The 24,283-nt window shown below is 72.1% G+C and carries 23 protein-coding genes; 21 read left to right on the forward strand and 2 right to left on the reverse strand.

Going from position 1 to position 24,283, the window contains the following annotated elements:
- Nucleotides 1–149 precede the first annotated feature (149 nt).
- The 19 genes from pyrR to ACN26Z_RS12345 all read left to right on the forward strand — a co-directional run bounded on the left by pyrR (nt 150) and on the right by ACN26Z_RS12345 (nt 22,357).
- Complete coding sequence (pyrR, locus tag ACN26Z_RS12255) at nt 150–734, forward strand: bifunctional pyr operon transcriptional regulator/uracil phosphoribosyltransferase PyrR (RefSeq protein ID WP_093404350.1); 585 nt, start codon at nt 150–152, stop codon at nt 732–734.
- On the forward strand, nt 731–1,657 hold the full coding sequence (locus ACN26Z_RS12260) for an aspartate carbamoyltransferase catalytic subunit (protein ID WP_093404346.1): 927 nt from the start codon (nt 731–733) through the stop codon (nt 1,655–1,657). Before pyrR ends, ACN26Z_RS12260 begins: the two co-directional genes overlap by 4 nt.
- Nucleotides 1,654–2,931, forward strand: coding sequence for a dihydroorotase (locus ACN26Z_RS12265; RefSeq protein ID WP_093404343.1), 1,278 nt, complete (start codon nt 1,654–1,656; stop codon nt 2,929–2,931). The genes ACN26Z_RS12260 and ACN26Z_RS12265 overlap by 4 nt, the downstream gene beginning before the upstream one ends.
- Nucleotides 2,928–4,088: a glutamine-hydrolyzing carbamoyl-phosphate synthase small subunit gene (gene carA, locus ACN26Z_RS12270; RefSeq protein WP_093404340.1), complete on the forward strand. Its 1,161-nt coding sequence runs from the start codon at nt 2,928–2,930 to the stop codon at nt 4,086–4,088. The genes ACN26Z_RS12265 and carA overlap by 4 nt, the downstream gene beginning before the upstream one ends.
- Nucleotides 4,081–7,425, forward strand: coding sequence for a carbamoyl-phosphate synthase large subunit (gene carB, locus ACN26Z_RS12275; RefSeq protein ID WP_421461264.1), 3,345 nt, complete (start codon nt 4,081–4,083; stop codon nt 7,423–7,425). The genes carA and carB overlap by 8 nt, the downstream gene beginning before the upstream one ends.
- 115 nt (nt 7,426–7,540) lie before the next feature.
- Nucleotides 7,541–8,581, forward strand: coding sequence for a quinone-dependent dihydroorotate dehydrogenase (locus tag ACN26Z_RS12280; protein ID WP_421461267.1), 1,041 nt, complete (start codon nt 7,541–7,543; stop codon nt 8,579–8,581).
- Nucleotides 8,582–8,693: 112 nt separating this feature from the next.
- A complete protein-coding gene (locus ACN26Z_RS12285; RefSeq protein WP_421461269.1) occupies nt 8,694–9,968 on the forward strand; it encodes an adenosylmethionine--8-amino-7-oxononanoate transaminase in 1,275 nt (424 codons plus the stop codon).
- 151 nt (nt 9,969–10,119) lie between these two features.
- On the forward strand, nt 10,120–10,956 hold the full coding sequence (gene pyrF, locus ACN26Z_RS12290; protein WP_421461272.1) for an orotidine-5'-phosphate decarboxylase: 837 nt from the start codon (nt 10,120–10,122) through the stop codon (nt 10,954–10,956).
- A 171-nt stretch (nt 10,957–11,127) separates the two neighbouring features.
- On the forward strand, nt 11,128–11,445 hold the full coding sequence (gene mihF, locus ACN26Z_RS12295; RefSeq protein ID WP_007458370.1) for an integration host factor, actinobacterial type: 318 nt from the start codon (nt 11,128–11,130) through the stop codon (nt 11,443–11,445).
- Nucleotides 11,446–11,470: 25 nt separating this feature from the next.
- Nucleotides 11,471–12,004 (forward strand): guanylate kinase, encoded by a 534-nt coding sequence (locus ACN26Z_RS12300; RefSeq protein WP_282239148.1) that lies wholly within the window; start codon nt 11,471–11,473, stop codon nt 12,002–12,004.
- 53 nt (nt 12,005–12,057) lie between these two features.
- Complete coding sequence (gene rpoZ, locus ACN26Z_RS12305) at nt 12,058–12,321, forward strand: DNA-directed RNA polymerase subunit omega (RefSeq protein WP_007075826.1); 264 nt, start codon at nt 12,058–12,060, stop codon at nt 12,319–12,321.
- Nucleotides 12,322–12,335: 14 nt separating this feature from the next.
- Nucleotides 12,336–13,538, forward strand: coding sequence for a bifunctional phosphopantothenoylcysteine decarboxylase/phosphopantothenate--cysteine ligase CoaBC (coaBC, locus tag ACN26Z_RS12310; protein WP_421461274.1), 1,203 nt, complete (start codon nt 12,336–12,338; stop codon nt 13,536–13,538).
- 98 nt (nt 13,539–13,636) lie between these two features.
- The gene (gene metK / locus ACN26Z_RS12315; RefSeq protein ID WP_093404322.1) at nt 13,637–14,830 is read left to right on the forward strand and encodes a methionine adenosyltransferase; all 1,194 of its coding nucleotides are present in this window, start codon (nt 13,637–13,639) and stop codon (nt 14,828–14,830) included.
- Nucleotides 14,827–16,812 (forward strand): primosomal protein N', encoded by a 1,986-nt coding sequence (locus ACN26Z_RS12320; RefSeq protein ID WP_421464632.1) that lies wholly within the window; start codon nt 14,827–14,829, stop codon nt 16,810–16,812. The genes metK and ACN26Z_RS12320 overlap by 4 nt, the downstream gene beginning before the upstream one ends.
- Before the next feature lie 267 nt (nt 16,813–17,079).
- Entirely contained in the window at nt 17,080–18,063 is a 984-nt protein-coding gene (locus tag ACN26Z_RS12325) for an AAA family ATPase (RefSeq protein WP_093404795.1), read from the forward strand.
- 90 nt (nt 18,064–18,153) lie between these two features.
- On the forward strand, nt 18,154–19,422 hold the full coding sequence (locus ACN26Z_RS12330) for a cytochrome P450 (protein ID WP_421461277.1): 1,269 nt from the start codon (nt 18,154–18,156) through the stop codon (nt 19,420–19,422).
- 43 nt (nt 19,423–19,465) lie between these two features.
- Complete coding sequence (gene def / locus ACN26Z_RS12335) at nt 19,466–20,026, forward strand: peptide deformylase (protein WP_093404792.1); 561 nt, start codon at nt 19,466–19,468, stop codon at nt 20,024–20,026.
- Between the two features lie 4 nt (nt 20,027–20,030).
- Complete coding sequence (fmt, locus tag ACN26Z_RS12340) at nt 20,031–20,957, forward strand: methionyl-tRNA formyltransferase (protein ID WP_421461279.1); 927 nt, start codon at nt 20,031–20,033, stop codon at nt 20,955–20,957.
- A complete protein-coding gene (locus tag ACN26Z_RS12345) occupies nt 20,912–22,357 on the forward strand; it encodes an RsmB/NOP family class I SAM-dependent RNA methyltransferase (protein WP_421464633.1) in 1,446 nt (481 codons plus the stop codon). The genes fmt and ACN26Z_RS12345 overlap by 46 nt, the downstream gene beginning before the upstream one ends.
- Nucleotides 22,358–22,547: 190 nt before the next feature.
- On the opposite strand, the gene ACN26Z_RS12350 is transcribed toward ACN26Z_RS12345, so the two are convergent.
- On the reverse strand, nt 22,548–22,805 hold the full coding sequence (locus ACN26Z_RS12350; RefSeq protein WP_282239143.1) for a flavin reductase: 258 nt from the start codon (nt 22,803–22,805) through the stop codon (nt 22,548–22,550).
- Nucleotides 22,802–23,101, reverse strand: a complete 300-nt coding sequence (locus ACN26Z_RS12355) for a hypothetical protein (RefSeq protein ID WP_210939315.1) — start codon at nt 23,099–23,101, stop codon at nt 22,802–22,804. Before ACN26Z_RS12355 ends, ACN26Z_RS12350 begins: the two co-directional genes overlap by 4 nt.
- 229 nt (nt 23,102–23,330) lie before the next feature.
- Between ACN26Z_RS12355 and ACN26Z_RS12360 the strand changes: the two genes are divergently transcribed.
- Nucleotides 23,331–24,077 carry a Scr1 family TA system antitoxin-like transcriptional regulator gene (locus ACN26Z_RS12360; protein WP_421461282.1) on the forward strand — a complete coding sequence of 249 codons (747 nt, stop codon included), beginning with the start codon at nt 23,331–23,333 and terminating at the stop codon, nt 24,075–24,077.
- Nucleotides 24,065–24,259, forward strand: coding sequence for a DUF397 domain-containing protein (locus ACN26Z_RS12365; RefSeq protein WP_421461284.1), 195 nt, complete (start codon nt 24,065–24,067; stop codon nt 24,257–24,259). Before ACN26Z_RS12360 ends, ACN26Z_RS12365 begins: the two co-directional genes overlap by 13 nt.
- Nucleotides 24,260–24,283 lie beyond the last annotated feature (24 nt).

Consider the following 24,283-nt stretch of genomic DNA (forward strand, 5'->3'; position numbering starts at 1 on the left):
TGACGCCGTCGTAGCTGGTGCCCGCGCGTCGAGGCGGCGACGACCACTGGTAACGTTGCCGAAGCCCCTGCGCCGGCCACTCCCGGCTGGCCGGGAGGATCCGACGTCCTTTAACGACCCGTCCCGTGAGGCGGGGAAGGAGGTCCGCCGTGGCCTACCCATCGGCTGCCCCGTCGTCGCCGCCGCGACAACCCTCGGTGAAGGTGATATTGACCAGCGCCGACCTGCAACGCGTGGTCGACCGCATCGCTCACCAGATCCTCGAGAAGACCCAGGGCGCGGCTGACACCGTGCTGCTCGGTATCCCCACCCGGGGTGCCCCCCTCGCCAGCCGGCTCGCCGCCCGGATCAGCGCCTTCGAGGGCATTTCCGTGCCGGTCGGCGTGCTCGACATCACTCTCTACCGCGACGACCTGCGCCGGAACGCCACCCGGGCGGTCGGCCCCACCCAGTTGCCGGCCGGTGGCATCGACGGCAAGCGGGTGGTCCTCGTCGACGATGTCCTCTTCTCCGGCCGGACCGTCCGGGCGGCCCTCGACGCGCTCGGTGACCTTGGGCGGCCCGCTTCGGTGCAACTCGCCGTCCTGGTCGACCGGGGGCACCGGCAGCTACCGATCCGCGCCGACTACGTCGGCAAGAACATCCCGACCGCCCTGGCCGAGAGCGTCAAGGTGACGCTGGTCGAGACCGACGGCACGGACGAGGTCCGGCTCTACGGGGAGGAGGCCCGATGATCAGGCACCTGCTTTCCGGCGCCGACCTGGACGCCGACACCGCCACCCAGATCCTGGACACCGCCGCCGAGATGGCCGCGGTGGCCGGTCGCGAGGTCAAGAAGTTGCCCGCGCTGCGGGGCAGGACCGTGGTGAATCTCTTCTACGAGGACTCGACCCGCACCCGGATCTCGTTCGAGGCGGCGGCCAAACGGCTCAGCGCCGACGTGATCAACTTCTCGGCGAAGGGTTCCAGCGTCGCCAAGGGCGAGAGCCTGAAGGACACCGCGCTGACCCTGCAGGCGATGGGGGCCGACGCGGTGGTGGTCCGGCACCCCGCCTCGGGGGCCCCGCACCGCCTCGCCGACTGGGTCGACGGTTCGGTGGTCAACGCCGGCGACGGCACCCACGAGCACCCCACCCAGGCGCTGCTCGACGCGTACACGATGCGGTCCCGGCTGGGCCGCCTGGCCGGCCTGTCGGTGGCGGTGGTCGGTGACGTGCTGCACTCCCGGGTGGCCCGTTCCAACGTGTTGCTGCTGTCCACCCTCGGCGCCAAGGTGACCCTGGTCGGGCCACCCACGCTCATCCCGGTCGACATCGCCGCCGCTCTCGCGCCGGGCACCGACGTCTGCTACGACCTCGACGCGGTGCTGCCCTCGTCGGACGTGGTGATGATGCTGCGGGTGCAGCGGGAGCGGATGAACGACTCGTACTTCCCGTCCGCCCGCGAGTACGCCCGCCGCTACGGCCTGGACGGGCCGCGGATGGGCCGACTGCCGGAGCACGCCATCGTCATGCATCCCGGCCCGATGAACCGGGGCATGGAGATCACGCCGGAGGTCGCGGACTCGCCCCGCTCCACCATCGTCGAACAGGTCGCCAACGGTGTCTCCGTCCGGATGGCCGTCCTCTACCTGCTGCTCGGGGGGAACAACCGGTGAACTCGTACCTGATCAGGAACGTCAGCATCCTCGGCGCCGCACCGACCGACCTGCTGATCCGCGACGGCGTCGTCGTCGAGACCGGCACGGGCCTGTCCGCGTCGGATGCCACCGTGATCGACGCCGACGGGCTGGTCGCCCTGCCCGGCCTGGTCGACCTGCACACCCACCTGCGTGAGCCCGGCCGGGAGGACGCCGAGACGGTCGAGACCGGTTCCCGGGCGGCGGCGCTCGGCGGCTACACCGCGGTCTGCGCGATGGCGAACACCTCGCCGGTGGCCGACACCGCGGGTGTGGTCGAGCAGGTGTGGCGGCTCGGCCGCGAGGCCGGGCTGGTCGACGTGCAGCCGATCGGCGCGGTCACCGTCGGCCTGGCCGGGGAGCGGCTGGCCGAACTCGGCGCGATGGCCGAGTCGGCGGCCCGGGTGCGGATCTTCTCCGACGACGGGCACTGTGTCGCCGACCCCCGGCTGATGCGCCGTGCGCTGGAGTACGTGAAGGCGTTCGACGGCATCATCGCCCAGCACGCCGAGGAGCCCCGGCTCACCGAGGGGGCGCAGATGCACGAGGGTGAGGTTTCCACCCGGCTGGGCCTGACCGGTTGGCCGGCGGTCGCCGAGGAGGCGATCATCGCGCGGGACGTGCTGCTGGCCGAGCACGTCGGCAGCCGGCTGCACATCTGCCACGTCTCCACCGCCGGCAGCGTCGAGGTGCTGCGCCACGCCAAGGCCCGGGGGGTACGCGTCACCGCTGAGGTGACCCCGCATCACCTGCTGCTCACCGACACACGTGCCGAGACCTACGACCCCGTCTTCAAGGTCAACCCGCCGCTGCGTACCGCGACCGACATCGCCGCGCTGCGGGCCGCGCTTGTCGACGGGGTGATCGACATCATCGCCACCGACCACGCCCCGCACGCGGTGGAGGACAAGGAGTGCGAGTGGGCGTACGCCCGGCCGGGCATGCTCGGGCTGGAGACGGCGCTGTCCATCGCGCTCGACGTGCTGGGTCCGCAGTGGGACCTGATCGCCGAGCGGATGTCCCGTACGCCGGCCCGGATCGCCGGGCTCACCGAACACGGCCACGACCCGGCCCCCGGGGCACCGGCCACCCTCACCCTGGTCGACCCGGCGGCCCGTCGGGTGATCGAGCCGGCGGAACTGGCCAGCCGTAGTCGCAACACCCCGTACGCCCGGATGACGCTGCCGGGTCGCATCGTGGCGACCTTCCTGCGTGGCGAGGCGACGGTCCTGGACGGAAAGGCTCTCAAGTGAAGCGCAGGTCGGCTCTTCTCGTCCTGGAGGACGGGCGCACCTTCCACGGCGAGGCGTACGGCAGCGTCGGGGAGACCTTCGGCGAGGCGGTCTTCAACACCGGGATGACCGGTTACCAGGAGACGCTGACCGACCCGTCGTACCACCGTCAGGTGGTGGTGCAGACCGCTCCACACATCGGTAACACCGGCGTCAACACCTCCGACGACGAGTCACGCCGGATCTGGGTGGCCGGTTACGTGGTGCGTGACCCGGCCAGGATCAGCTCCAACTGGCGGGCCACCGGCGGGCTGGAGGACCGGCTGGCCACCGAGGGCGTGGTCGGCATCAGCGGCGTGGACACCCGGGCCCTCACCCGTCACCTGCGCGAACGTGGCGCGATGCGGGTGGGCGTCTCCAGCGTCGAGGACGATCCCCGGGCGCTGCTCGAACGGGTCCGCCAGTCGCCGCAGATGCTCGGCGCGGACCTCTCCGCCGAGGTGACGACCGCGACGCCGTACGTGGTCGACGCCGAGGGCGAGCACCGGTTCACGGTGGCCGCGCTGGACCTGGGCATCAAGCGCAACGTGCCGCGCCGGCTCGCCGCCCGGGGCGTGACCACCCACGTGCTGCCGGCCCACTCGACAATCGAGGACCTGCTGGCCACCGGCGCCGACGCGGTCTTCTTCTCACCGGGCCCCGGTGACCCGGCGACCGCCGACGCGCCGGTCGCGCTGGCCCGCGAGGTGCTGCGCCGCGAGGTGCCGCTGTTCGGCATCTGCTTCGGCAGCCAGATCCTCGGCCGGGCGCTCGGCTTCGGCACCTACAAGCTCGGTTACGGCCACCGGGGCATCAACCAGCCCGTGCTCGACCGGGTCACCGGCAAGGTCGAGGTGACCAGCCACAACCACGGCTTCGCGGTGCAGGTGCCCGGGGCACGGCCGGGCGCGGTGGTGCCGGACCAGGTGATCGAGACCGAGTTCGGCGGCGTCCAGGTGTCGCATGTCTGCCTCAACGACAACGTGGTCGAAGGGCTGCGGGCGCGCGACGTGCCCGCCTTCACCGTTCAGTACCACCCGGAGGCGGCGGCCGGCCCGCACGACGCGGACTATCTCTTCGACCGCTTCGCCGAGCTGATCGACGGCCGGGCTCTCAGTGGGGGGCGTACCAATGCCTAAGCGGACCGATCTCAAGCACATCCTGGTGATCGGGTCGGGACCGATCGTCATCGGACAGGCCTGCGAGTTCGACTACTCGGGTACTCAGGCGTGCCGGGTACTGCGCGCCGAGGGGATCCGGGTCAGCCTGGTCAACTCCAACCCGGCCACCATCATGACCGACCCGGAGTTCGCCGACGCCACCTACGTCGAGCCGATCACCCCGGAGTTCGTCGAGCTGGTCATCGCCAAGGAGCGTCCGGACGCGGTGCTGCCCACCCTGGGTGGGCAGACCGCCCTGAACACCGCCGTGGCGTTGCACGAGGCCGGGGTGCTGGAGAAGTACGGCGTCGAGCTGATCGGCGCGAACATCGACGCGATCCGGCGCGGCGAGGACCGGCAGCTGTTCAAGGAGATCGTGGCGAAGGCCGGCGTACGCCTCGGCGTCGAGGATCCGGCTCGCCTGGTGCCGCGTTCGCGGGTCTGCCACTCGATGGACGAGGTCCGCGAGACGGTGGCCGAGCTGGGCCTGCCGGTGGTGATCCGGCCGTCGTTCACCATGGGTGGTCTCGGTTCGGGCATGGCGCACACCGATGCCGACCTGGAACGCATCGCGGGTGCCGGGCTGGCTGCCAGCCCGGTGCACGAGGTGCTCATCGAGGAGAGCGTGCTCGGCTGGAAGGAGTACGAACTCGAACTCATGCGGGACCGCCACGACAACGTGGTGGTGGTCTGCTCGATCGAGAACGTCGACCCGATGGGCGTGCACACCGGTGACAGCGTGACCGTGGCGCCGGCCATGACGCTCACCGACCGGGAGTACCAGCACCTGCGGGATCTGGGCATCGCGGTGCTGCGCGAGGTCGGCGTGGACACCGGTGGCTGCAACATCCAGTTCGCGGTGAACCCGGCCGACGGTCGCATCGTCGTCATTGAGATGAACCCGCGGGTGTCCCGCTCGTCGGCGCTGGCGTCGAAGGCGACCGGCTTCCCGATCGCGAAGATCGCCGCGAAGCTGGCCATCGGCTACACCCTCGATGAGATCCCCAACGACATCACCCGCAAGACGCCGGCCGCGTTCGAGCCGACGCTTGACTACGTGGTGGTGAAGATCCCCCGGTTCGCGTTCGAGAAGTTCCCCGGCGCGGATCCGGAGCTGACCACCACGATGAAGTCGGTCGGCGAGGCGATGAGCCTCGGGCGCAACTTCCCCGAGGCGCTGAACAAGGCGATGCGCTCGATGGAGACCAAGGCCGCCGGCTTCTGGACCGTGCCCGACCCGGTCGGGGCGACGAAGGAGAACACCCTCGCCGCGCTGGGCATGCCGCACGACGGGCGGCTCTACACGGTGGAGCGGGCGTTGCGGCTCGGTGCCTCGATCGCCGAGGTCAGCGCCGCCTCCGGCGGCATCGACCCGTGGTTCCTGGACCAGATCGCCGCCCTGGTCGAGTTGCGTGCGGAGATCGTGGCGGCGCCGGTGCTGGACGCGGAGCTGCTGCGCCGGGCGAAGCGGGCCGGCCTCTCCGACCGGCAGCTTGCCGCGCTGCGTCCCGAACTGGCCGCCGAGGACGGGGTCCGTACGCTGCGGCACCGCCTCGGCCTCCGGCCGGTCTACAAGACGGTGGACACCTGCGCCGCGGAGTTCGAGGCCACCACCCCGTACCACTACTCCGCTTATGACGAGGAGACGGAGGTGGCCGGCTCGGCGCGGCCCAAGGTGCTGATCCTGGGTTCCGGACCGAACCGGATCGGGCAGGGCATCGAGTTCGACTACTCCTGCGTGCACGCGGTCATGGCCCTGAAGGGGTCCTACGAGACCGTCATGGTCAACTGCAATCCGGAGACCGTCTCCACCGACTACGACACCGCCGACCGGCTCTACTTCGAGCCGCTGACCTTCGAGGACGTGCTGGAGGTCTGGCACGCGGAGGACTCCTCCGGCCGGGCCGTCGGCGGGCCGGGCGTGGTCGGCGTGATCGTGCAGCTGGGTGGGCAGACCCCGCTCGGACTGGCCCAGCGACTCAAGGACGCCGGGGTGCCGGTGGTGGGTACCTCACCGGAGTCGATCCACCTGGCCGAGGAACGCGGCGCCTTCGGATCGCTGCTGGCCCGGGCCGGCCTGCGCGCGCCGGACCACGGCACCGCCACCTCGTACGAGGAGGCGAAGGAGATCGCCGACGAGATCGGCTACCCGGTGCTGGTCCGGCCGTCGTACGTGCTCGGCGGGCGGGGTATGGAGATCGTCTACGACGACGCCACGCTGCGCGACTACATTGGCCGGGCCACCGACATCTCGCCGGACCATCCGGTGCTTGTCGACAGTTTCCTCGACGACGCCATCGAGATCGACGTGGACGCGCTCTGCGACGCCGACGGCGCGGTCTACCTCGGCGGGATCATGGAGCACATCGAGGAGGCGGGCATCCACTCCGGCGACTCCTCCTGCGCCCTGCCGCCGATCACCCTGGCCAGTTCGCACGTGGCCCAGGTCCGCCGGTACACCGAGGCCATCGCGCGGGGCATCGGCGTACGCGGGCTGCTCAACGTGCAGTACGCGCTGAAGGACGACGCGCTGTACGTGCTGGAGGCCAACCCGCGCGCCTCGCGTACCGTGCCGTTCGTCTCGAAGGCCACGGCGGTGCCGCTGGCGAAGGCGGCGGCCCGGATCGCGCTCGGCGCGACCCTGGCCGAGTTGCGCGCCGAGGGCATGTTGCCGACGACCGGGGACGGCGGTTCGCTGCCGCCGGACGCCCCGATCGCGGTGAAGGAGGCGGTGCTGCCGTTCAAGCGGTTCCGTACCCCGGCGGGCAAGGGGGTGGATTCGCTGCTCGGCCCGGAGATGAAGTCGACAGGCGAGGTGATGGGGATCGACACCGCCTTCGGGCACGCCTTCGCCAAGTCACAGTCGGCGGCGTACGGGTCGCTGCCGACCGAGGGCAGGATCTTCGTCTCGGTGGCCAACCGCGACAAGCGCGGCATGATCTTCCCGATCAAGCGGCTGGCCGATCTCGGCTTCGACATCGTCGCGACCAGCGGTACCGCCGAGGTGCTGCGCCGGCACGGCATCGCCTGCGAGCAGGTCCCGAAGCACTACGAGGCCGATTCCGAGGACGACGCGGTGTCGTTGATCCTCGGTGGCCACGTCGCTCTTGTGATCAACACGCCACAGGGTTCGGGTGCCAGCGCCCGCTCGGACGGTTACGAGATCCGCAGCGCCGCGGTCACCGCCGACATCCCCTGCGTCACCACCGTCCCCGGCGCCGCCGCCGCGGTCATGGGAATCGAGGCGAGGATCCGCGGCGACATGCAGGTACGCCCCCTCCAGGCCCTCCACGCCACCCTCCGGTCCGCCCAGTGACCCCCCACCCCTCGGCCACCACCCCGTTCTCGTCGATCAAGAAGTTTTGGTCCTCGGGTGGCCCTCGGCGGGACCAGAACTTCTTGATCGACGCATGGCATCGGGGAGGGGCGGCGTGATCTTCGAACGGACCGTTCGGCGGGGGTTGTTCCGGGTCGGGGGTGGGGACGCGGAGGCGGCGCACGAGTTCACCCTGCGGCGGCTGGCCGCGCTGTCCCGGACGCCGGTGGCGCTGGCGGCGTTGCGGGCCCGGTACGCCGTGTCGGCGCCGCGCACGGTGTTCGGGGTGTCATTTCCCAACCCGGTCGGCCTGGCCGCCGGGATGGACAAGGACGGGGTGGCGCTGCCGGCGTGGCCGGCACTGGGCTTCGGTTTCGTCGAGGTCGGCACGGTGACGGCGCGTCCCCAACCAGGCAATCCCCGGCCCCGGCTGTTCCGGCTCGTCGACAGCGAGGCCGTGATCAACAGGATGGGCTTCAACAACGCCGGGGCGCAGGCGCTGGCAGACCGGCTGGCGGCGCTGCCGCGACCGCTCGGCGTACCGCTTGGAATCTCGCTGGGCAAGTCGAAGGTGACGGCGCTGGAGGACGCGGTGGAGGACTACCGCGAGTCGTACCGCGCGTTGCGCGAGCACGGCGACTACTTCGCGGTCAACGTCTCCTCACCGAACACCCCCGGGCTGCGCGCCTTGCAGGACCGGGAGCATCTGGACGCGCTGTTGGCGGCATTGGTGGGGGAGAAGCCGGTGCTGGTGAAGATCGCTCCCGACCTCACCGAGCCGGCCATCGCCGAGTTGCTGGAGGTGTGCCTGGCTCGCGGCGCCGCCGGAGTGATCGCCACGAACACGACCCTCGGACGGGACGGGTTGGCCCCGACCGACCGGGGACGTTCCGGCGAGACCGGTGGGCTGTCCGGCCGTCCGCTGGCCGACCGGGCGCGGCAGGTGGTCGCCTTCGTGCACGCCGAGACGGGCGGGCGACTGCCGGTCATCGGCGTCGGCGGCATCGTCGACCCCGACGATGCGGCCCGGATGTTCGACGCCGGCGCCAGCCTGGTGCAGCTCTACACCGGGTTCATCTACCGTGGCCCGGCGCTGCCCCGGGCCGTCGCCCGCGCGGCTGCGGGTGCCGTGCGTCCGGCCACGACCGGCGCCTGACGAACACCACCCACTCACCACCCCCCTTTGCTCTGCTTCACCCCACGCAACGGTTTCGGCGCGGAACCCGGGCGTCCGGTGAAGCAGAGCAAAGGGGACGCAAGGAGGACCGATGACGCCGGAGGAGGTTCTCGCCGCCGACGCGGCGCACGTGTGGCATCCGTACGCCGCGCTGCCGCCGGCGGTGGCGCCGTACCTGGTGGAGAGCGCCGAGGGGGTACGGCTGCGGCTGGCCGACGGCCGCGAGCTGGTCGACGGGATGTCCTCCTGGTGGGCGGCGATCCACGGCTACCGGCATCCGGTGCTGGACGCGGCGGTGGTCGACCAGTTGGGCCGGATGAGTCACGTCATGTTCGGCGGACTGACCCACGCGCCGGCCGTGGAGCTGGCCCGCACTCTGGTCGAGGTGACGCCCGACGGGCTGGAGCACGTGTTCCTGGCCGACTCGGGTTCGGTGAGTGTCGAGGTCGCGGTGAAGATGTGCCTGCAGTACCAGCGGGCCACCGGCCGGCCGCAGCGACACCGGCTGGGCACCTGGCGGGGCGGGTACCACGGCGACACGTTCCATCCGATGAGCGTCTGCGACCCGGAGGGTGGCATGCACCACCTCTGGGGGGACGTGCTGCCGCGGCAGGTCTTCGCCCCGATGCCGCCGGGTGGCTTCGACAGCCCGCCCGATCCGGCGTACGAGGCGGCGCTGATCGACGCGGTGGAGCGGCACGCCCACGAGCTGGCCGCGGTGATCGTGGAACCGGTGGTGCAGGGTGCCGGCGGGATGCGTTTCCACCACCCGCACTATCTGCGGGTGCTGCGCGAGGTGACCCGGGCGCACGGCGTGCTGCTGATCTTCGACGAGATCGCCACCGGTTTCGGCCGTACCGGGACGATGTTCGCCGCCGAGCATGCCGGGGTCACCCCGGACGTGCTCTGCGTCGGCAAGGCGCTCACCGGCGGCTATCTGACTCTGGCCGCGGCGCTGTGCACGGCGGAGGTCGCGCGGGGCATCCGGGCCGGTGGTGTGCTCGCGCACGGCCCGACGTTCATGGGCAACCCGCTCGCCTGCTCGGTGGCCAACGCGTCGCTGGGCCTGCTGCGGGCCGGTGACTGGGCCGGGCAGGTGGCGCGGCTGGAACGGGGTCTGCGGTCGGGGCTGGAGCCGTTGCGCGGCGCACCGGGTGTGACGGACGTGCGGGTGCTCGGCGGAATCGGCGTGGTCCAGTTGGACCACGAGGTGGATCTCGGCGCGGCCACGGCCGCCGCCGTGGCGCAGGGGGTGTGGCTGCGTCCGTTCCGGGATCTGGTCTACACGATGCCGCCGTACGTCACCACGGACGCCGACCTCGCCGTCGTGATGTCGGGTATCTCGGCAGCGGTAGCGGCGGGCTGAGTAGGCGGGTATCGGCCCTCGGCTGGATTTGAGTAGGCGTGTTCGGCAGGCATCGCGAATTGGAGTAGCCCGGCGGCACCCCGATCCGGGCCTGCTGAGTAGGCGCGGACGGGTGGAAGCCCGGCCGGGACGAGAGGAAGGCACTGGCGACATGGAGAGTTTCGGCGCCCGGCTGCACCGGGCCATGGACGAGCGCGGACCGCTCTGCGTGGGGATCGACCCGCACCCGGCGTTGCTGTCCCGGTGGGGCCTTGACGACGATGTGGCCGGCCTCGACCGCTTCGCCCGGACCGTCGTGGACGCGCTCGGTGACCGGGTTGCGGTGGTCAAGCCCCAGTCGGCGTTCTTCGAGCGATTCGGGTCTCAAGGGGTGGCGGTCCTTGAGTCAACTATCCGACAGTTACGAAATCTCGGCTCGCTCGTTCTCCTCGACGCCAAGCGCGGCGACATCGGTTCGACGGTCCAGGCGTACGCGTCGGCCTACCTTGATCCATCCAGCCCCATGTATGTCGATGCGGTGACCGCGAGCCCCTTCCTGGGGGTCGGATCGCTGGCCCCGATGTTCGAGCTGGCCGCCGAGCACGGCGGCGGCGTGTTCGTCCTGGCGCTCACCTCCAACCCCGAGGGCGCCTCGGTGCAGCGCGCCCGCGGCGCCGACGGCCGCAGCGTCGCGCAAACGATCCTCGACGAGATTTCCCAGCTCAACGCGGGTGCGGAGCCGCTCGGGAGCGTCGGTGCCGTGATCGGCGCGACGGTCGGAGAGACCGGCTGCGACCTGTCTGCGGTGAACGGGCCGCTGCTCGCCCCCGGGCTCGGAGCGCAGGGTGCCACGGCAGCCGATCTGCGGGTCGTCTTCGGCTCCGCGCTGCCCGCCGTGCTGCCCGCGTACTCCCGTGAGGTGCTGGGCGCCGGGCCCGATCCGGACGCGCTGCGGGCCGCCGCGGACCGCGCCGTGACCGAGTGTCGGGCGGTCCTGGCGATGTCCTGACTGACTGATGGCTCGGTCACTTTGTGGTGATCATTGCGCGCCCACGTTGCCGAAAGCTCCGTTGACCGCTAGTTTTCCCCGCGCTGGGAACCCCTTGGTTCACAGCGACACCACGTTTCACAGATGCGGCGGTGCGTCCCGCCCGTCGCGATAGGGACCTGAGGAGAACTGGTGCCGCTCCCGTCACTGACCCCCGAGCAGCGCGCAGCCGCGCTGGAAAAGGCTGCGGAGATCCGCAAAGCCCGTGCCGAGCTGAAGGAGCAGCTCAAGCAGGGCAAGACCACCCTCGGAGCCGTTCTTGAGCGGGCCGAGTCCGACGATGTCGTCGGCAAGCTCAAGGTGTCGGCTGTGCTGCAGGCCATGCCGGGCATCGGCAAGATCCGGGCTACTCAAATCATGGAGAAGCTCAAGATCGCCGACAGTCGCCGCCTGCGTGGCCTCGGCGAGCAGCAGCGCAAGGCGCTGCTTGGGGAGTTCGCCGCCAACTGAGCACGACTGCGGGTAGAAACAAGCAGTGAGCTTGGATGACGAGGCGCGCCCGGCGGCTCGGCTCACTGTCCTGGCTGGCCCATCCGGCGCCGGTAGGGAGAGTGTCGTCGAGCTGATCCGGGCGCGTTCTCCGTCAGTGTGGACGCCGGTCGCGGTCACCACCCGGCCCCGCCGGGGCAACGAACTGGACGGCGTCCACCGACACTTCGTCACGGCTGAGGAGTTCGACCGCCGGCTTGCCGCCGGCGAGCTGCTGGAGTGGAGTCGGTTCGGCGCTCACCGGCGCGGCACGGAGGCCGCCCCGCTACGCCGCCGGCTCGCCGCCGGGCAGCCGGTGCTGCTCGCGTTGGACCTCGACGGTGCGCTGCTGGTCCGGGCGGGCTGGCCGGGGGCACGACTCGTCCTGCTCCATCCGCCCGGTCGACTGCCGGGCCCGCCGGTGGTGACGGCCTTCGACCTCAGCGTGTCGGCCGACCGCATCGAGCGGGTCGTGGACGAACTGGTAGGATTCATCGGTTCTTCCTTCCTGGCTCCGGCCCGGCCGCGTCCGCGCGGTTGAGCGCCGGCGCCGCGCTCACGCGCGGTCCGTGCGAAAGACGCAGAGGTTTATCCGTGGGATCCATCGCCAACCCCGAAGGCATCACCAACCCGCCGATCGACGAGCTCCTGGAGAAGACGACGTCGAAGTACGCGCTGGTCATCTTCGCGGCCAAGCGCGCCCGCCAGGTCAACGCCTACTACAGCCAGCTCGGTGAGGGCCTGCTGGAGTACGTCGGCCCGCTGGTCGAGACCACTCCCCAGGAGAAGCCGCTCTCCATCGCGATGCGCGAGATCAACGCTGGCCTGCTCACCGCTGAGCCGACCGACCAGCCGTAATCCTCCGCCCGTCGATGAGCGCCCGGATCATCCTCGGCGTCGGCGGCGGGATCGCCGCCTACAAGGCGTGCGAGTTGCTGCGCCTGTTCACCGAGTCGGGCCACCAGGTGCGGGTGGTGCCGACGGCAGCCGCGTTGCGCTTCGTCGGCGCGCCGACCTGGGCGGCGCTCTCCGGGCAGCCGGTCGCCGAGGACGTCTGGTCCGACGTGCACGAGGTGCCGCACGTACGCCTCGGCCAGCAGGCCGACCTGGTGGTGGTCGCACCCGCCACCGCCGACCTGCTGGCCCGCGCCGCCCACGGCCTCGCCGATGATCTACTCAGCAACACCCTGCTCACCGCCCGTTGCCCGGTGCTGCTGGCGCCGGCGATGCACACCGAGATGTGGGAACACCCGGCCACCGTCGACAACGTCGCGACGCTGCGGTCCCGGGGCGTCCGGGTCGTCGAGCCGGCCGTGGGGCGACTCACCGGTGTCGACACCGGCAAGGGCCGGTTGCCGGAGCCGACGGAGATCTTCGCGGTGGCCCGCCGCATCCTGGCTCGCGGCGCCGACGCGCCGGCCGACCTGACCGGCCGTCGGGTGGTGGTCACCGCCGGTGGCACCCGGGAACCGCTCGACCCGGTGCGCTTCCTGGGCAACCGCTCCTCCGGCAAGCAGGGCTACGCGTTCGCCCGTGCCGCCCTCGCCCGGGGTGCCCGGGTCACGCTGATCGCCGCCAACGTCACACTTCCCGACCCGGCCGGTGCGGACCTGATCCGCGTGGGCACCACCGGCGAACTGCGGGAGGCCACCCTGAAGGCGGCAGTGGACGCCGACGTGGTGGTGATGGCGGCGGCTCCGGCAGATTTCCGACCCGCGACGTACGCGCCTGGCAAAATCAAGAAATCGGACGACGGCACGGCACCCATCATCGAACTCGTGACCAACCCGGACATCGCCGCCGAGCTGGGTCAGCGTCGTCGGCCGGAGCAGGTGCTGGTGGTGTTCGCCGCCGAGACCGGCGACGCCGAGGCCAACGGGCGGGCCAAGCTGGCCCGTAAGCGGGCCGACCTCATCGTCATCAACGAGGTCGGGCCGGACAAGGTCTTCGGCGCCGAGACCAACGCGGCCACGGTCATCAGCGTGGACGGCTCGGTCACCCGGATACCCGAGCGGTCCAAGGAGGATCTCGCCGACGGGGTGTGGGACCTGGTGGTCGCCCGGTTGGCCGGGTGACTTCTCCTGACGGTTGGACGCAAGACGACCGTGGACGATGCCGTCGACGGTTAGTGACTACACTGCCGCGGAACGACGTCCAAGAACTTAGGAGTACCGTGACACGCCGCCTCTTCACGTCCGAATCGGTCACGGAAGGCCACCCGGACAAGATCGCCGACCAGATCAGTGACGGCATCCTCGATGCCCTGTTGACGCAGGATCCGCACAGCCGAGTGGCCGTCGAGACCCTGATCACCACCGGTCAGGTGCACGTCGCCGGTGAGGTGACGACCAAGGCGTACGCCGACATCCCGACGATCGTGCGCGAGACGATCCTGGGTATCGGCTACGACTCGTCGAAGAAGGGTTTCGACGGGGCGTCCTGTGGGGTCAGTGTCTCCATCGGCGCCCAGTCGCCGGACATCGCGCAGGGCGTGGACAACGCGTTCGAGTTGCGTACCGGGACGTCGGAGAGCGCGTTGGACGCGCAGGGCGCCGGTGACCAGGGCATGATGTTCGGCTTCGCCTGCTCGGAGACGCCCGAGCTGATGCCGCTGCCGATCGCGCTCGCGCACCGGCTGGCCCGCCGGCTCGCCGCGGTACGCAAGGACGGCACGGTGCCCTACCTGCGTCCCGACGGCAAGACCCAGGTCACCATCGAGTACGACGGCCTGCGTCCGGTACGCCTGAACACGGTGGTGGTGTCCAGCCAGCACGCCGCGGACATCTCGTTGGAGTCGCTGCTCACCCCGGACGTGCGGGACCACGTCATCGCCCCGGAACTGGAGAGCCTGGAGCTGGACACCGAGGGCTACCGGCTGCTGGTCAACCCGACCGGCCGGTTCGAGATCGGTGGCCCGATGGGCGACGCGGGCCTGACCGGGCGGAAGATCATCGTGGACACTTACGGTGGCTACGCCCGCCACGGTGGTGGGGCCTTCTCCGGCAAGGATCCGTCGAAGGTCGACCGTTCGGCCGCGTACGCGATGCGGTGGGTGGCCAAGAACGTGGTGGCCGCCGGTCTCGCGGAGCGGTGCGAGGTGCAGGTGGCGTACGCGATCGGCAAGGCGCATCCGGTGAGCCTGTTCATCGAGACGTTCGGCACCGAGACGGTGCCGGTGGCCTCGATCGAGAAGGCGGTCACCGAGATCTTCGACCTGCGTCCCGCCGCCATCATCCGGGATCTGCACCTGCTGCGGCCGATCTACGCCCAGACCGCCGCCTACGGCCACTTCGGCCGCGAGCTGCCCGACCTGACCTGGGAGTCCACTGACCGCGCCGCCGACCTCAAGTCGGCCGCGGGAGCCTGACAACCACCCGGCGTGACGACCGGCGGCCCGCTGACGGGTCGCCGGTCGCCCGTGTCTGCGTCGATGTTCCCCTGGCCCACCTGGATCGGCCCTTCGACTACCTGGTTCCGCAGGCCCTCGCCGCCGACGCCGTGCCGGGGGTACGGGTGAAGGTGCGCTTCGCCGGCCAACTGGTAGACGGCTGGCTGCTGGAGCGGACCGAACGATCCGAGCACCCCCGGCTCGCGTTCCTCGACAAGGTCGTGTCCCCGGTGCCGGTGCTCGCCCCGGAGGTGGCCCGGCTGGCCCGGGTCGTCGCCGACCGGTACGCCGGCAGCCTGGCCGACGTGCTGCGGCTGGCGGTTCCACCCCGGCACGCCCGGGTGGAGAAGGAGGTCACCGCCGAGGTCCGGGCGGCCGACGAGGCACCGGCCGACCCGCCAAGTTCACCGGCGCCGGAGGGATGGCGCGACTACCCGGCCGGGCCGGCGCTGCTGCGGGCACTTGCCGACGGGCGCTCGCCCCGTGCGGTGTGGTCGGCGTTGCCGGGGGAGGACTGGGCGGCCCGTTACGCCACCGCCGTCGCCGCCACGGTGGCCGCCGGCCGGGGCGCGCTGGTGGTGGTGGCCGACGGGCGGGACCTCGATCGGCTCGACGCCGCGCTGACCGCACGGCTCGGCTCGGGCCGGCACGTCTGCCTGTCGGCCGCCCTCGGGCCGGCGCGGCGCTACCGCGCGTTCCTGGCCGCCCGCCGTGGCGACGTCCCGGTGGTGATCGGCACCCGGGCTGCCATGTTCGCCCCGGTCGACCGGCTGGGACTGGTGGCCATCTGGGACGACGGTGACGATCTGCACGCCGAGCCGCGAGCCCCCTACCCGCACGCCCGGGAGGTGCTGCTGACCCGGGCCCAGTTGGCGGAGGCGGGCGCGCTGGTCGGCGGCTACGCCCGTACCGCCGAGGCGCAGTTGCTGGTGGAGACCGGCTGGGCCCGCGAGGTGATCGCCGACCGGGCGGTGCTGCGGGCGCGTACCCCCGCGATCGTGCCGGCCGGCGACGACCCGCAACTGGCCCGCGATCCCGGTGCGGCGACCGCCCGGCTGCCCAGCCTGGCCTGGACCGCCGCCCGGGAGGCACTACGCGCGGATGCGCCGGTCCTGGTCCAGGTGCCCCGGCGCGGCTACCTGCCCTCGGTGGCCTGCGCCGACTGCCGTACGCCGGCCCGCTGCCCGCACTGCGCCGGCCCGCTCGCGTTGCCGTCGGCCGGCGGGTCGCCCGCCTGCCGCTGGTGCGCCCGGATCGCCGCCGCCTACGCCTGTCCGCAGTGTGGCGGGCGGAGACTGCGGGCCTCGGTGACCGGTGCCCGGCGGACCGCCGAGGAACTGGGGCGGGCCTTCCCGGGGGTGCCGGTGCGCACCTCCGGCCGCGAGGAGGTGTTGGCCGACGTCCCGGGCGGCGCTGGCCTGGTGATCGCGACTCCCGGGGCCGAGCCGGTGGCGACCGGCGGCTACGGCGCGGTGCTGCTGCTGGACACCTGGGCGTTGCTCACCCGCGCCGATCTGCGGGCCGGCGAGGAGGCGTTGCGGCGTTGGACCGGGGCCGCGGCGCTGGCCCGGCCGGCCGCTGCCGGGGGTCGGGTGGTGGTGGTCGCCGACGGCGCGCTCGCGCCGGTGCAGGCGCTGCTGCGCTGGGACGCCGGCTGGTTCGCGGCCCGGGAATTGGCCGAGCGGCGGGAGCTGGGCTTTCCGCCGGCGATGCGGATGGCCAGCGTGACGGGCCTGCCCGCCGCGGTCGCCGACCTGTTGGCGCAGGCGCGGCTGCCCGACGGGGCCGAAGTGCTCGGTCCGGTGCCGGCCGACGGCGAGCGGGAGCGGATGCTGGTGCGGGTGCCGAGGGCTCGGGCCGCCGACATGGCCGGCGCGCTGCACACGGCGGCCGGGGTACGCAGCGCCCGCAAGGCGACCGAGCCGGTACGCCTCCAGGTCGACCCGCTCGCGCTGTTCTGACCCAGCGGTGACGGTGTGTGCCGACCGATGTCCCAAGAAGTGCGATATGTTACCTGATCATGACTGTCCGTATCGACTCGCCCGCTCACGGTCGCGTCCCGGAGGCAGGACGGCGCGAGGTGGTAGCATCGCCCGTCATGCCGGTGCGTACGGCGACTCCAGGTCGAGCTGGAGGTGTCCGAGGGCGGCGCGACGACGGCGGAACCGCGTCGGCCCGGCGCGGAAATCGATGATCTCAACCGGCCGGTGATCAGGGGTGGACAAGTCGTGACCGTTCGTCAGTCGATCGTCTTCAACGGTGACCTGGGCAGCGGCAAGAGCACGGTCTCCGTCGAGATCGCCAAGCGACTCGGCCTGCGCCGGGTCAGCGTCGGTGACCTCTACCGGCAGATGGCGCAGGAGCGGCAGATGACCGCGCTCCAGCTGAACCTGCACGCCGAGCTGGACCAGGCCGTCGACGGCTACGTCGACCAGCTCCAGCGCGACATCGCCGCCTCCGGCGAGAGTCTGGTCATGGACTCCCGGCTGGCCTGGCACTTCTTCACCGACGCACTCAAGGTGCACATGATCACCGAGCCGGGGGAGGCCGCCCGCCGCGTCCTACTGCGCCCCTCCGGGCCGGCCGAGAGCTACACCTCACTGGACGAGGCGAAGGCCAAGCTCCGGGAACGCAGCGAGAGCGAGCGTGGCCGGTTCCTGGTCCGGTACGGCGTGGACAAGGCCAGGCTGCGCAACTACGACCTGATCTGCGACACCACCCGCGCGCCCGCCGACGAGGTGATCGAGCGCATCGTCGATGCGTACGAGGGGCGACTCGCGCCGGAGGTGCTGCGCGGCGCCCCGCCGCTGCTGCTGCTCGACCCCGGGCGGGTCTACCCGACCGAGGACGTCACCGGACTGCGCGGTATGTGGGACTCGGCGCTCACCAGCGAGGTCGCCGCCGCCGGTGAAACCGGCCTGGAGCCACTGGAGATCGGGTACACCGGCGAGTACTTCTTCGTGGTCAACGGGCACCGCCGGCTCAGCGCCGCGCTGCGCAACGGCTTCCGGCTGGTGCCGGGCCGGCTGGTCGCCGAGGTCGAGGAGCCGGTGGTCGGTGGGGTGAGCGCGATGGACTACTTCGCCGCGCAGGCCCGGCCCAGCCTGATCCACGACTGGGAGGCGGCCCACGACATCCACCTGCCCCTGCCCGAGCACGCCCTGCTCGCCGGCGACGCGGTGCTGGCGGGGGAGAGCGGCGTCGCCGGCTGAGCCCCGCCGCGCCTCGCCGTACGCCCTGGTTACCGCAGGTCACAGCGTCGCACGGGCATGATGGAGCCTCCTGGACACCGAGGAGGCCAGATGGACGTCAGTGAGGCGTTTGCGTCGCTCATGTCGCCCGAGGGACGGGTCGACCCGTATCCGGCGTACGAGCGGTTGCGTGCCCATGGACCGGTTGTGCAGGCCGGTCCGGGCCTGTACGCGGTCACCGGCCACGCCGAGGCCGACGAACTCCTCCGGGACGCCCGCATCCGGGTCCTCGACGGCCACCTGCGGGACCAGTTCCTGCCCGGCTGGCGGGAGAGCCCGGCCCTGTCCTCGATCGCCCGGTCGATGCTGCGGACCAACCCGCCCGACCACAGCCGGATGCGTCGGCTCGCCGCCGGCGCCTTCACCCCACGCCGGATCGGTGCCATGCGTGAGGTGGTCGCGGCGCAGACGGACGAGCTGATCGACGCGATGGCGGCGACCGGCCGGGGCGGCGTTCCGGTCGACTTCATGGCTGAGTTCGCGTACCCGCTACCGGTCGGGGTGATCTGCGCGCTGCTCGGCGTGCCCGCCGCCGACCGCCCGCTGTTCCGGCGTTGGGCGGCCGATCTGACCGGTGCCCTGGAGCCCGAGATCACTCCGGCGGAGCTGGCCGTGGCCGATGCCGGTGCCGCCGAGCTGCGGGACTACTTCACCGAGCTGGTGGCCGACCGTCGCCGCCGCCCCGCCGACGACCTGACCACCGCCCTGGTGCAGGCGCACGACTCCGGTGACCGGCTCTCCGGCGAGGAACTGCTGGCGAACCTGGTGATCCTGCTCGTCGCGGGCTTCGAGACCACCACCAACCTGCTCGGCAACGGGCTGGCGGTGCTGCTGGCCCATCCCCGGGCCGCCGACGTGCTGCGTCAGCACCCGCAGCACGCCCCGGCGTACGTGGACGAACTGCTCCGCTTCGACTCCCCGGTGCAGCTGACCACCCGCACCAACGGCGAAACCGTTCGGCTCGGCGGGGTCGAGGTGCCCGCCGACAGTTGGATCCTGCTGCTGCTCGGCGCGGCCAACCGCGACCCCCGGCGGTACCCGCGGCCGGAGCGGTTCGACCCGTGGCGGGCGCAGCTGAATCCACTCTCCTTCGGCGCCGGGCCGCACTACTGCCTGGGAGCGGGGCTGGCCCGACTGGAGGCGCAGGTGGCCTTCCCGGCGCTGCTGCGCCGGCTGCCCGGGCTGGCGTCGGCCGGGCAGCCCCGGCGACGGATCCGGCTGACCTTGCGCGGGTACGACCACCTGCCGATCACCGTGGGTGAACCGCAGGCGGCCACGGTTGGTGGTGCGCCGGCCGGCACGGCCATCGGCAGTCCGTAGACTGGTACGGCACTACCGTCCCGCCGTGAAGGAGCCAACCCGCGTGACCGTCCAGCCCATCCGTCTGTTCGGGGATCCGGTGCTGCGCACGCCGGCCGATCCGGTGGTCGACTTCGACGTCGAGCTGCGCAAGCTCGTCGAGGACCTGACCGACACCATGCGTGAGCAGGGCGGTGCCGGTCTCGCCGCGCCGCAACTGGGCGTGGGCCTGCGGGTGTTCACCTTCGACGTCGACGACGTGCTCGGCCACCTGGTGAACCCGGTCCTGGAGTTTCCCGACGAGGAGGAGCAGGACGGCCCGGAGGGGTGCCTGTCCATTCCCGGGCTCTATTTCGACACCAAGCGCCGGCAGAACGTGATCGCCAAGGGCTTCAACGGTTACGGCGACCCGATGCAGATCGTCGGCACCGGGTTGATGGCCCGCTGCGTGCAGCACGAGACCGACCACCTCGACGGGGTGCTCTTCCTCGACCGGCTGGATGCGGCCGGCCGCAAGGAGGCGATGAAGGCGATCCGCCAGGCCGAGTGGTACGACGCCGCCGCGCCGCCCACAGTCAAGCTGAGCCCGCACGCCGCCGGCAGCCCCTTCGGTCTGGGGCGGTGACCGGGTGCGTGTGATCTTCGCCGGTACGCCGGCCGTCGCCGTTCCGGCCCTGGCCGCCGTGGCCGCCTCCCGGCATGAGCTGATCGCCGTGGTCACCCGCCCGGACGCGCCCGCCGGGCGCGGCCGAGGGCTGGTCCGCTCCCCGGTCGGTGCCTGGGCCGACGAGCACGGTGTCGAGGTGCTGACCCCCGCGCGTCCCCGGGAGCCGGAGTTCCTGGACCGGCTGCGCGAGCTGGCTCCGGACTGCGTGCCGGTGGTCGCCTACGGCGCGCTGGTGCCGCCGGTCGCGTTGGAGATCCCCCGGCACGGCTGGGTGAACCTGCACTTTTCACTGCTACCGGCGTGGCGGGGTGCCGCACCCGTGCAGCACGCCGTGCTGCACGGCGACGAGCTGACCGGGGCCAGCGTCTTCCACCTGGAGGAGGGGCTGGACACCGGCCCGGTCTACGGCACGCTCACCGACGAGATCCGGCCCGCGGACACCTCCGGGGACCTGCTGGAGCGCTTGGCGCACAGCGGCGCCGGGCTGCTGGTGGCGGTGCTTGACGCGCTGGAGGACGGCACCGCCAGGGCGCAGCCGCAGCCGGCCGACGGCGTTTCGCTGGCCCCGAAGCTCACCGTCGAGGACGCCCGGGTGCGCTGGGGCGACCCGGCCTTCGCGGTCGACCGGCGCATCCGTGCCTGCACCCCGGCCCCCGGCCCGTGGACGACCTTCCGCGACGAGCGGGTGAAGCTCGGCCCGGTCACCCCGGCACCGGACGCGCCCGACCTCAAGCCCGGTGAGCTGCTCGTGGAGAAGGCGCGGGTGCTGGCCGGCACCGCCACCGTCCCGGTCCGTCTCGGCGAGGTGCGCGCGGCCGGCAAGCGGGCCATGCCGGCGACCGACTGGGCACGCGGTGCCCGCGTCGGTGCCGGGGAGGAGTTCGCGTGAGGGAGACCGCCGCCCGCCGCAGCGGAGAGCGTCGGGGGCGGCCGATGGTCGACCGGCCACGGTACGCGGCGTACGAGGCGGTCGCGGCAGTGCACCGCGACGACGCGTACGCCAATCTGGCGCTGCCGGCGATCCTGACCGACGCGGGACTTTTCGGCCGGGACGCCGCCTTCGCCACCGAACTGACCTACGGCACGCTGCGCCACCTCGGCACGCTCGACGCGATCCTCACCGACGCGGCCGGGCGGGACGTGCAGCGGATCGACCCACCGGTCCGCGACGCGCTGCGCATCGGCGCGTACCAACTGCTGCACACCCGAGTGCCGGCGCACGCCGCGGTCTCCTCCACCGTCGACCTGGTCCGGGCGGTGGGCCAGGGCGCCACCGGCTTCGCCAACGCCGTGCTGCGCGAGGTCGCCACCCGCGACGTCGACGAGTGGGTGACTCGACTGGCACCGTCGATCGACAGCGACCCGGTCGGCCACCTCGCGCTGGCCTACAGTCATCCACAGTGGATCGTGCGGGCGTTCAACGAGGCGCTCGGTGGCGACTTCGGCGAGACCACCCGCCTGCTGATCGAGGACAACGAGCGCCCTCCGGTGCACCTGTGCGCCCGGCCCGGCCTGGTCGACCCGGTCGACCTCGCCGACGAGGTGGGTGGCGCGCCCGGCGCCTTCTCGCCGTACGCGGTCTACCTCGCCGGTGGCGCACCGGGCGAGCTGGCGGCGGTGGCCGACGGGCGGGCCCACGTCCAGGACGAAGGTTCCCAACTGGTGGCGAACGCGCTCGCGCTGGCACCGGTGGACGGGCCGGACGGCCGGTGGCTCGACCTGTGCGCCGGGCCGGGCGGCAAGTCCGGTCTGCTCGGGGCCCTCGCCGCGCAGCGGGACGCGCGGCTGACCGCCGTGGAGGTGGCCGAGCATCGGGCCCGGCTGGTCGCCGGCGCCACCCGGGGGCTGCCGGTCACCGTGCTGAACACCGACGGCCGGCTGGTGGGCACCGAGCCGAAGCTGCCGGAGGAACACTTCGACCGGGTGCTTGTCGACGCGCCGTGCACCGGGCTCGGCTCGCTGCGTCGCCGGCCGGAGTCACGTTGGCGGCGTCAGCCGTCCGACCTGTCCGCCCTGACCCGGTTGCAGCGTGAGCTGCTCGCCGCCGGGTTGCGGGCGGCCCGGCCGGGTGGGCTGGTGGCCTACGTGACCTGTTCACCGCACACCGTGGAGACGCACGTGACGGTGACCGAGGCGGCCCGCCGCAGCGGAGTGCCGGTCGACTTCGTCGACGCCCGTACGGTGCTGCCGGCCGGCATGCCAGGGTTGGGCGACGGACCGACGGTGCAGCTGTGGCCGCACCGGCACGGCACCGACGCCATGTTCCTCGCCCTGCTCCGCCGCACCTGATCCCGGCCCCGGCACCGCCGGGATCCGTTCGTGGCGTACCTGATCGGCAGACCGGCACCGTCCGGATCCGTTCGTGGTGTGCTGCGGACCCCGCCGCCGGGATCCGCTTGTGGCGTGCTGCGGACCGGCCGCCCGGACCCGCCCCGGGCGCGGCGGTCGGGGGAAGAGCCGCAGCGACCGGGGCGGGTGGCTATTCGGCGGACCTGACGGGTACCCAGTCCGTGAACCGTCGGTGCAGATCCGGGAGCTGTTCACCGGGCGATAGCCCGGCAAGCTGCTCCGCGGCCTCTTCGCGCAACTCCACCAGGTGCACCATGAGCGCCGGCTTGTCCTCCCGGTACACGGCGAGCAGATTCAGCTTCGCCGGAGAACAGGGCCAGGCGGCCCCGCAGGCCCGGCACCGCCACGTCGGGCGGGACGGGACGTGCGCCTCGATCCGGCCGTTCATCCGGTCACGCTCGCGACGCCGGAGCGGGGCCGGGAGCGACGCTCGGCGTACGGGACGGGTGGGACGTTCACCGGCCGCATCCCCGCGGGCCGCAGGAACAGCGCCCGCCGCTGCGTCGCGTCCCCGTGCCGATCGAGCTGGTAGACGTCGACCCAGGCCCACCCGTCGTACGTCGTGCGTTCCAGGTGCCGGATCACTCGGACCAGGATCGGTTGGTGGAACTGCGGGGATGCTTCCCGGGCCAGGAGGTACACGCCGGGACGGACCCGAGGTGTTCCGCCCTCCCGCCCGGTCACCTGCCACGCGCCGGCTCTTGCACGGACATGGGTGCCTCCTCCGTCGTGGTTGGAGGGGGTCGCCCCGGTCTGCTCGCCCAGGGGCGACCCCCGGCGACCCGGCGAGCGGGATTGCCGTCCCAAGGCCCGCACGCGCCGCCCACGAGAACCATCGCGTGGCGAATGTGGACGACTACAGGGCGTAGGCATAGGTTCTTCAGACGTCAAGGACGTCATGTGGGAGGCGGGCATGAATCAGGCGCTGAGGGCAGCCATGGTGGACGCGGGGGAAACCGCCGAGAGTCTCGCCGAACAGGTAGGCGTGGATCCCAAGACAGTCGCACGGTGGGTTGCCCCGGGGCGGGTGCCGCATCCCCGACACCGCGCGGCGGCGGCTGCGGCACTAGGGCGGGACATCGAGGACATCTGGCCGGACGTTTTGAAGCGGCGCGAGCCGTCCTGGCTCCGGCCGTGGGTGGAGACGGAACTCCAGGCCACCGCGCTGCGGTCCTTTGAGGTGGCGGTCATCCCGGGCCTGTTGCAGACCCCCGAGTACGCCACGGCGGTGCTCAGCAGCGGGCTGCTCGCCCCGGACGAGGTGGCCGGCTACGTCGAGACCCGGATGCGCCGGCAGTCGTCGGTCCTGGAACGGCGCAAACCGCCGCTCTTCGTCGCGGTCATCGACGAGTTCGCGCTGCGTCGCGGCGCCCCGGACATCATGCACCCACAGCTGGATCACCTGGTGCGGTTGGCGCAGCGGCCCAACATCCTGCTGCACGTACTGCCGCTCGACGCCGGCCTGCACCCCGGGCAGGCCGGGCCGTTCGTCATCGCCACGACGGAGGACGGCGACGTCGCCTACCTGGACGACCAGGCCGCCGGCCGGCTGACCAACGACACCGCCGCGCTCTGGTCCATTTGGGATACGCTGCGCTCGGTGGCGCTCCCGCGCCGCCAGACCATCGACTTCCTTGAGGCACGATCATGGCTGACCTGACCGGCGCCGTGTGGCGCACAAGCACCCGTAGCAGCTCGAACGGTGGGAACTGTGTCGAGGTCGCCGACAATCTTCCCGGCGTCGTCGGCGTCCGCGACTCGAAGGACCGGACCGGTCCGGCGTTGGTCTTCGCCCCGGCGGCCTGGCAGGCGTTCGTCGCCCGGGCCGCCGGGCGGTCCTGACCCGACCCGCGCGCAAGCGCCCGT

The sequence above is a fragment of the Verrucosispora sp. WMMD703 genome, from assembly GCF_049178935.1.
Lineage (GTDB): Bacteria > Actinomycetota > Actinomycetes > Mycobacteriales > Micromonosporaceae > Micromonospora > Micromonospora sediminimaris.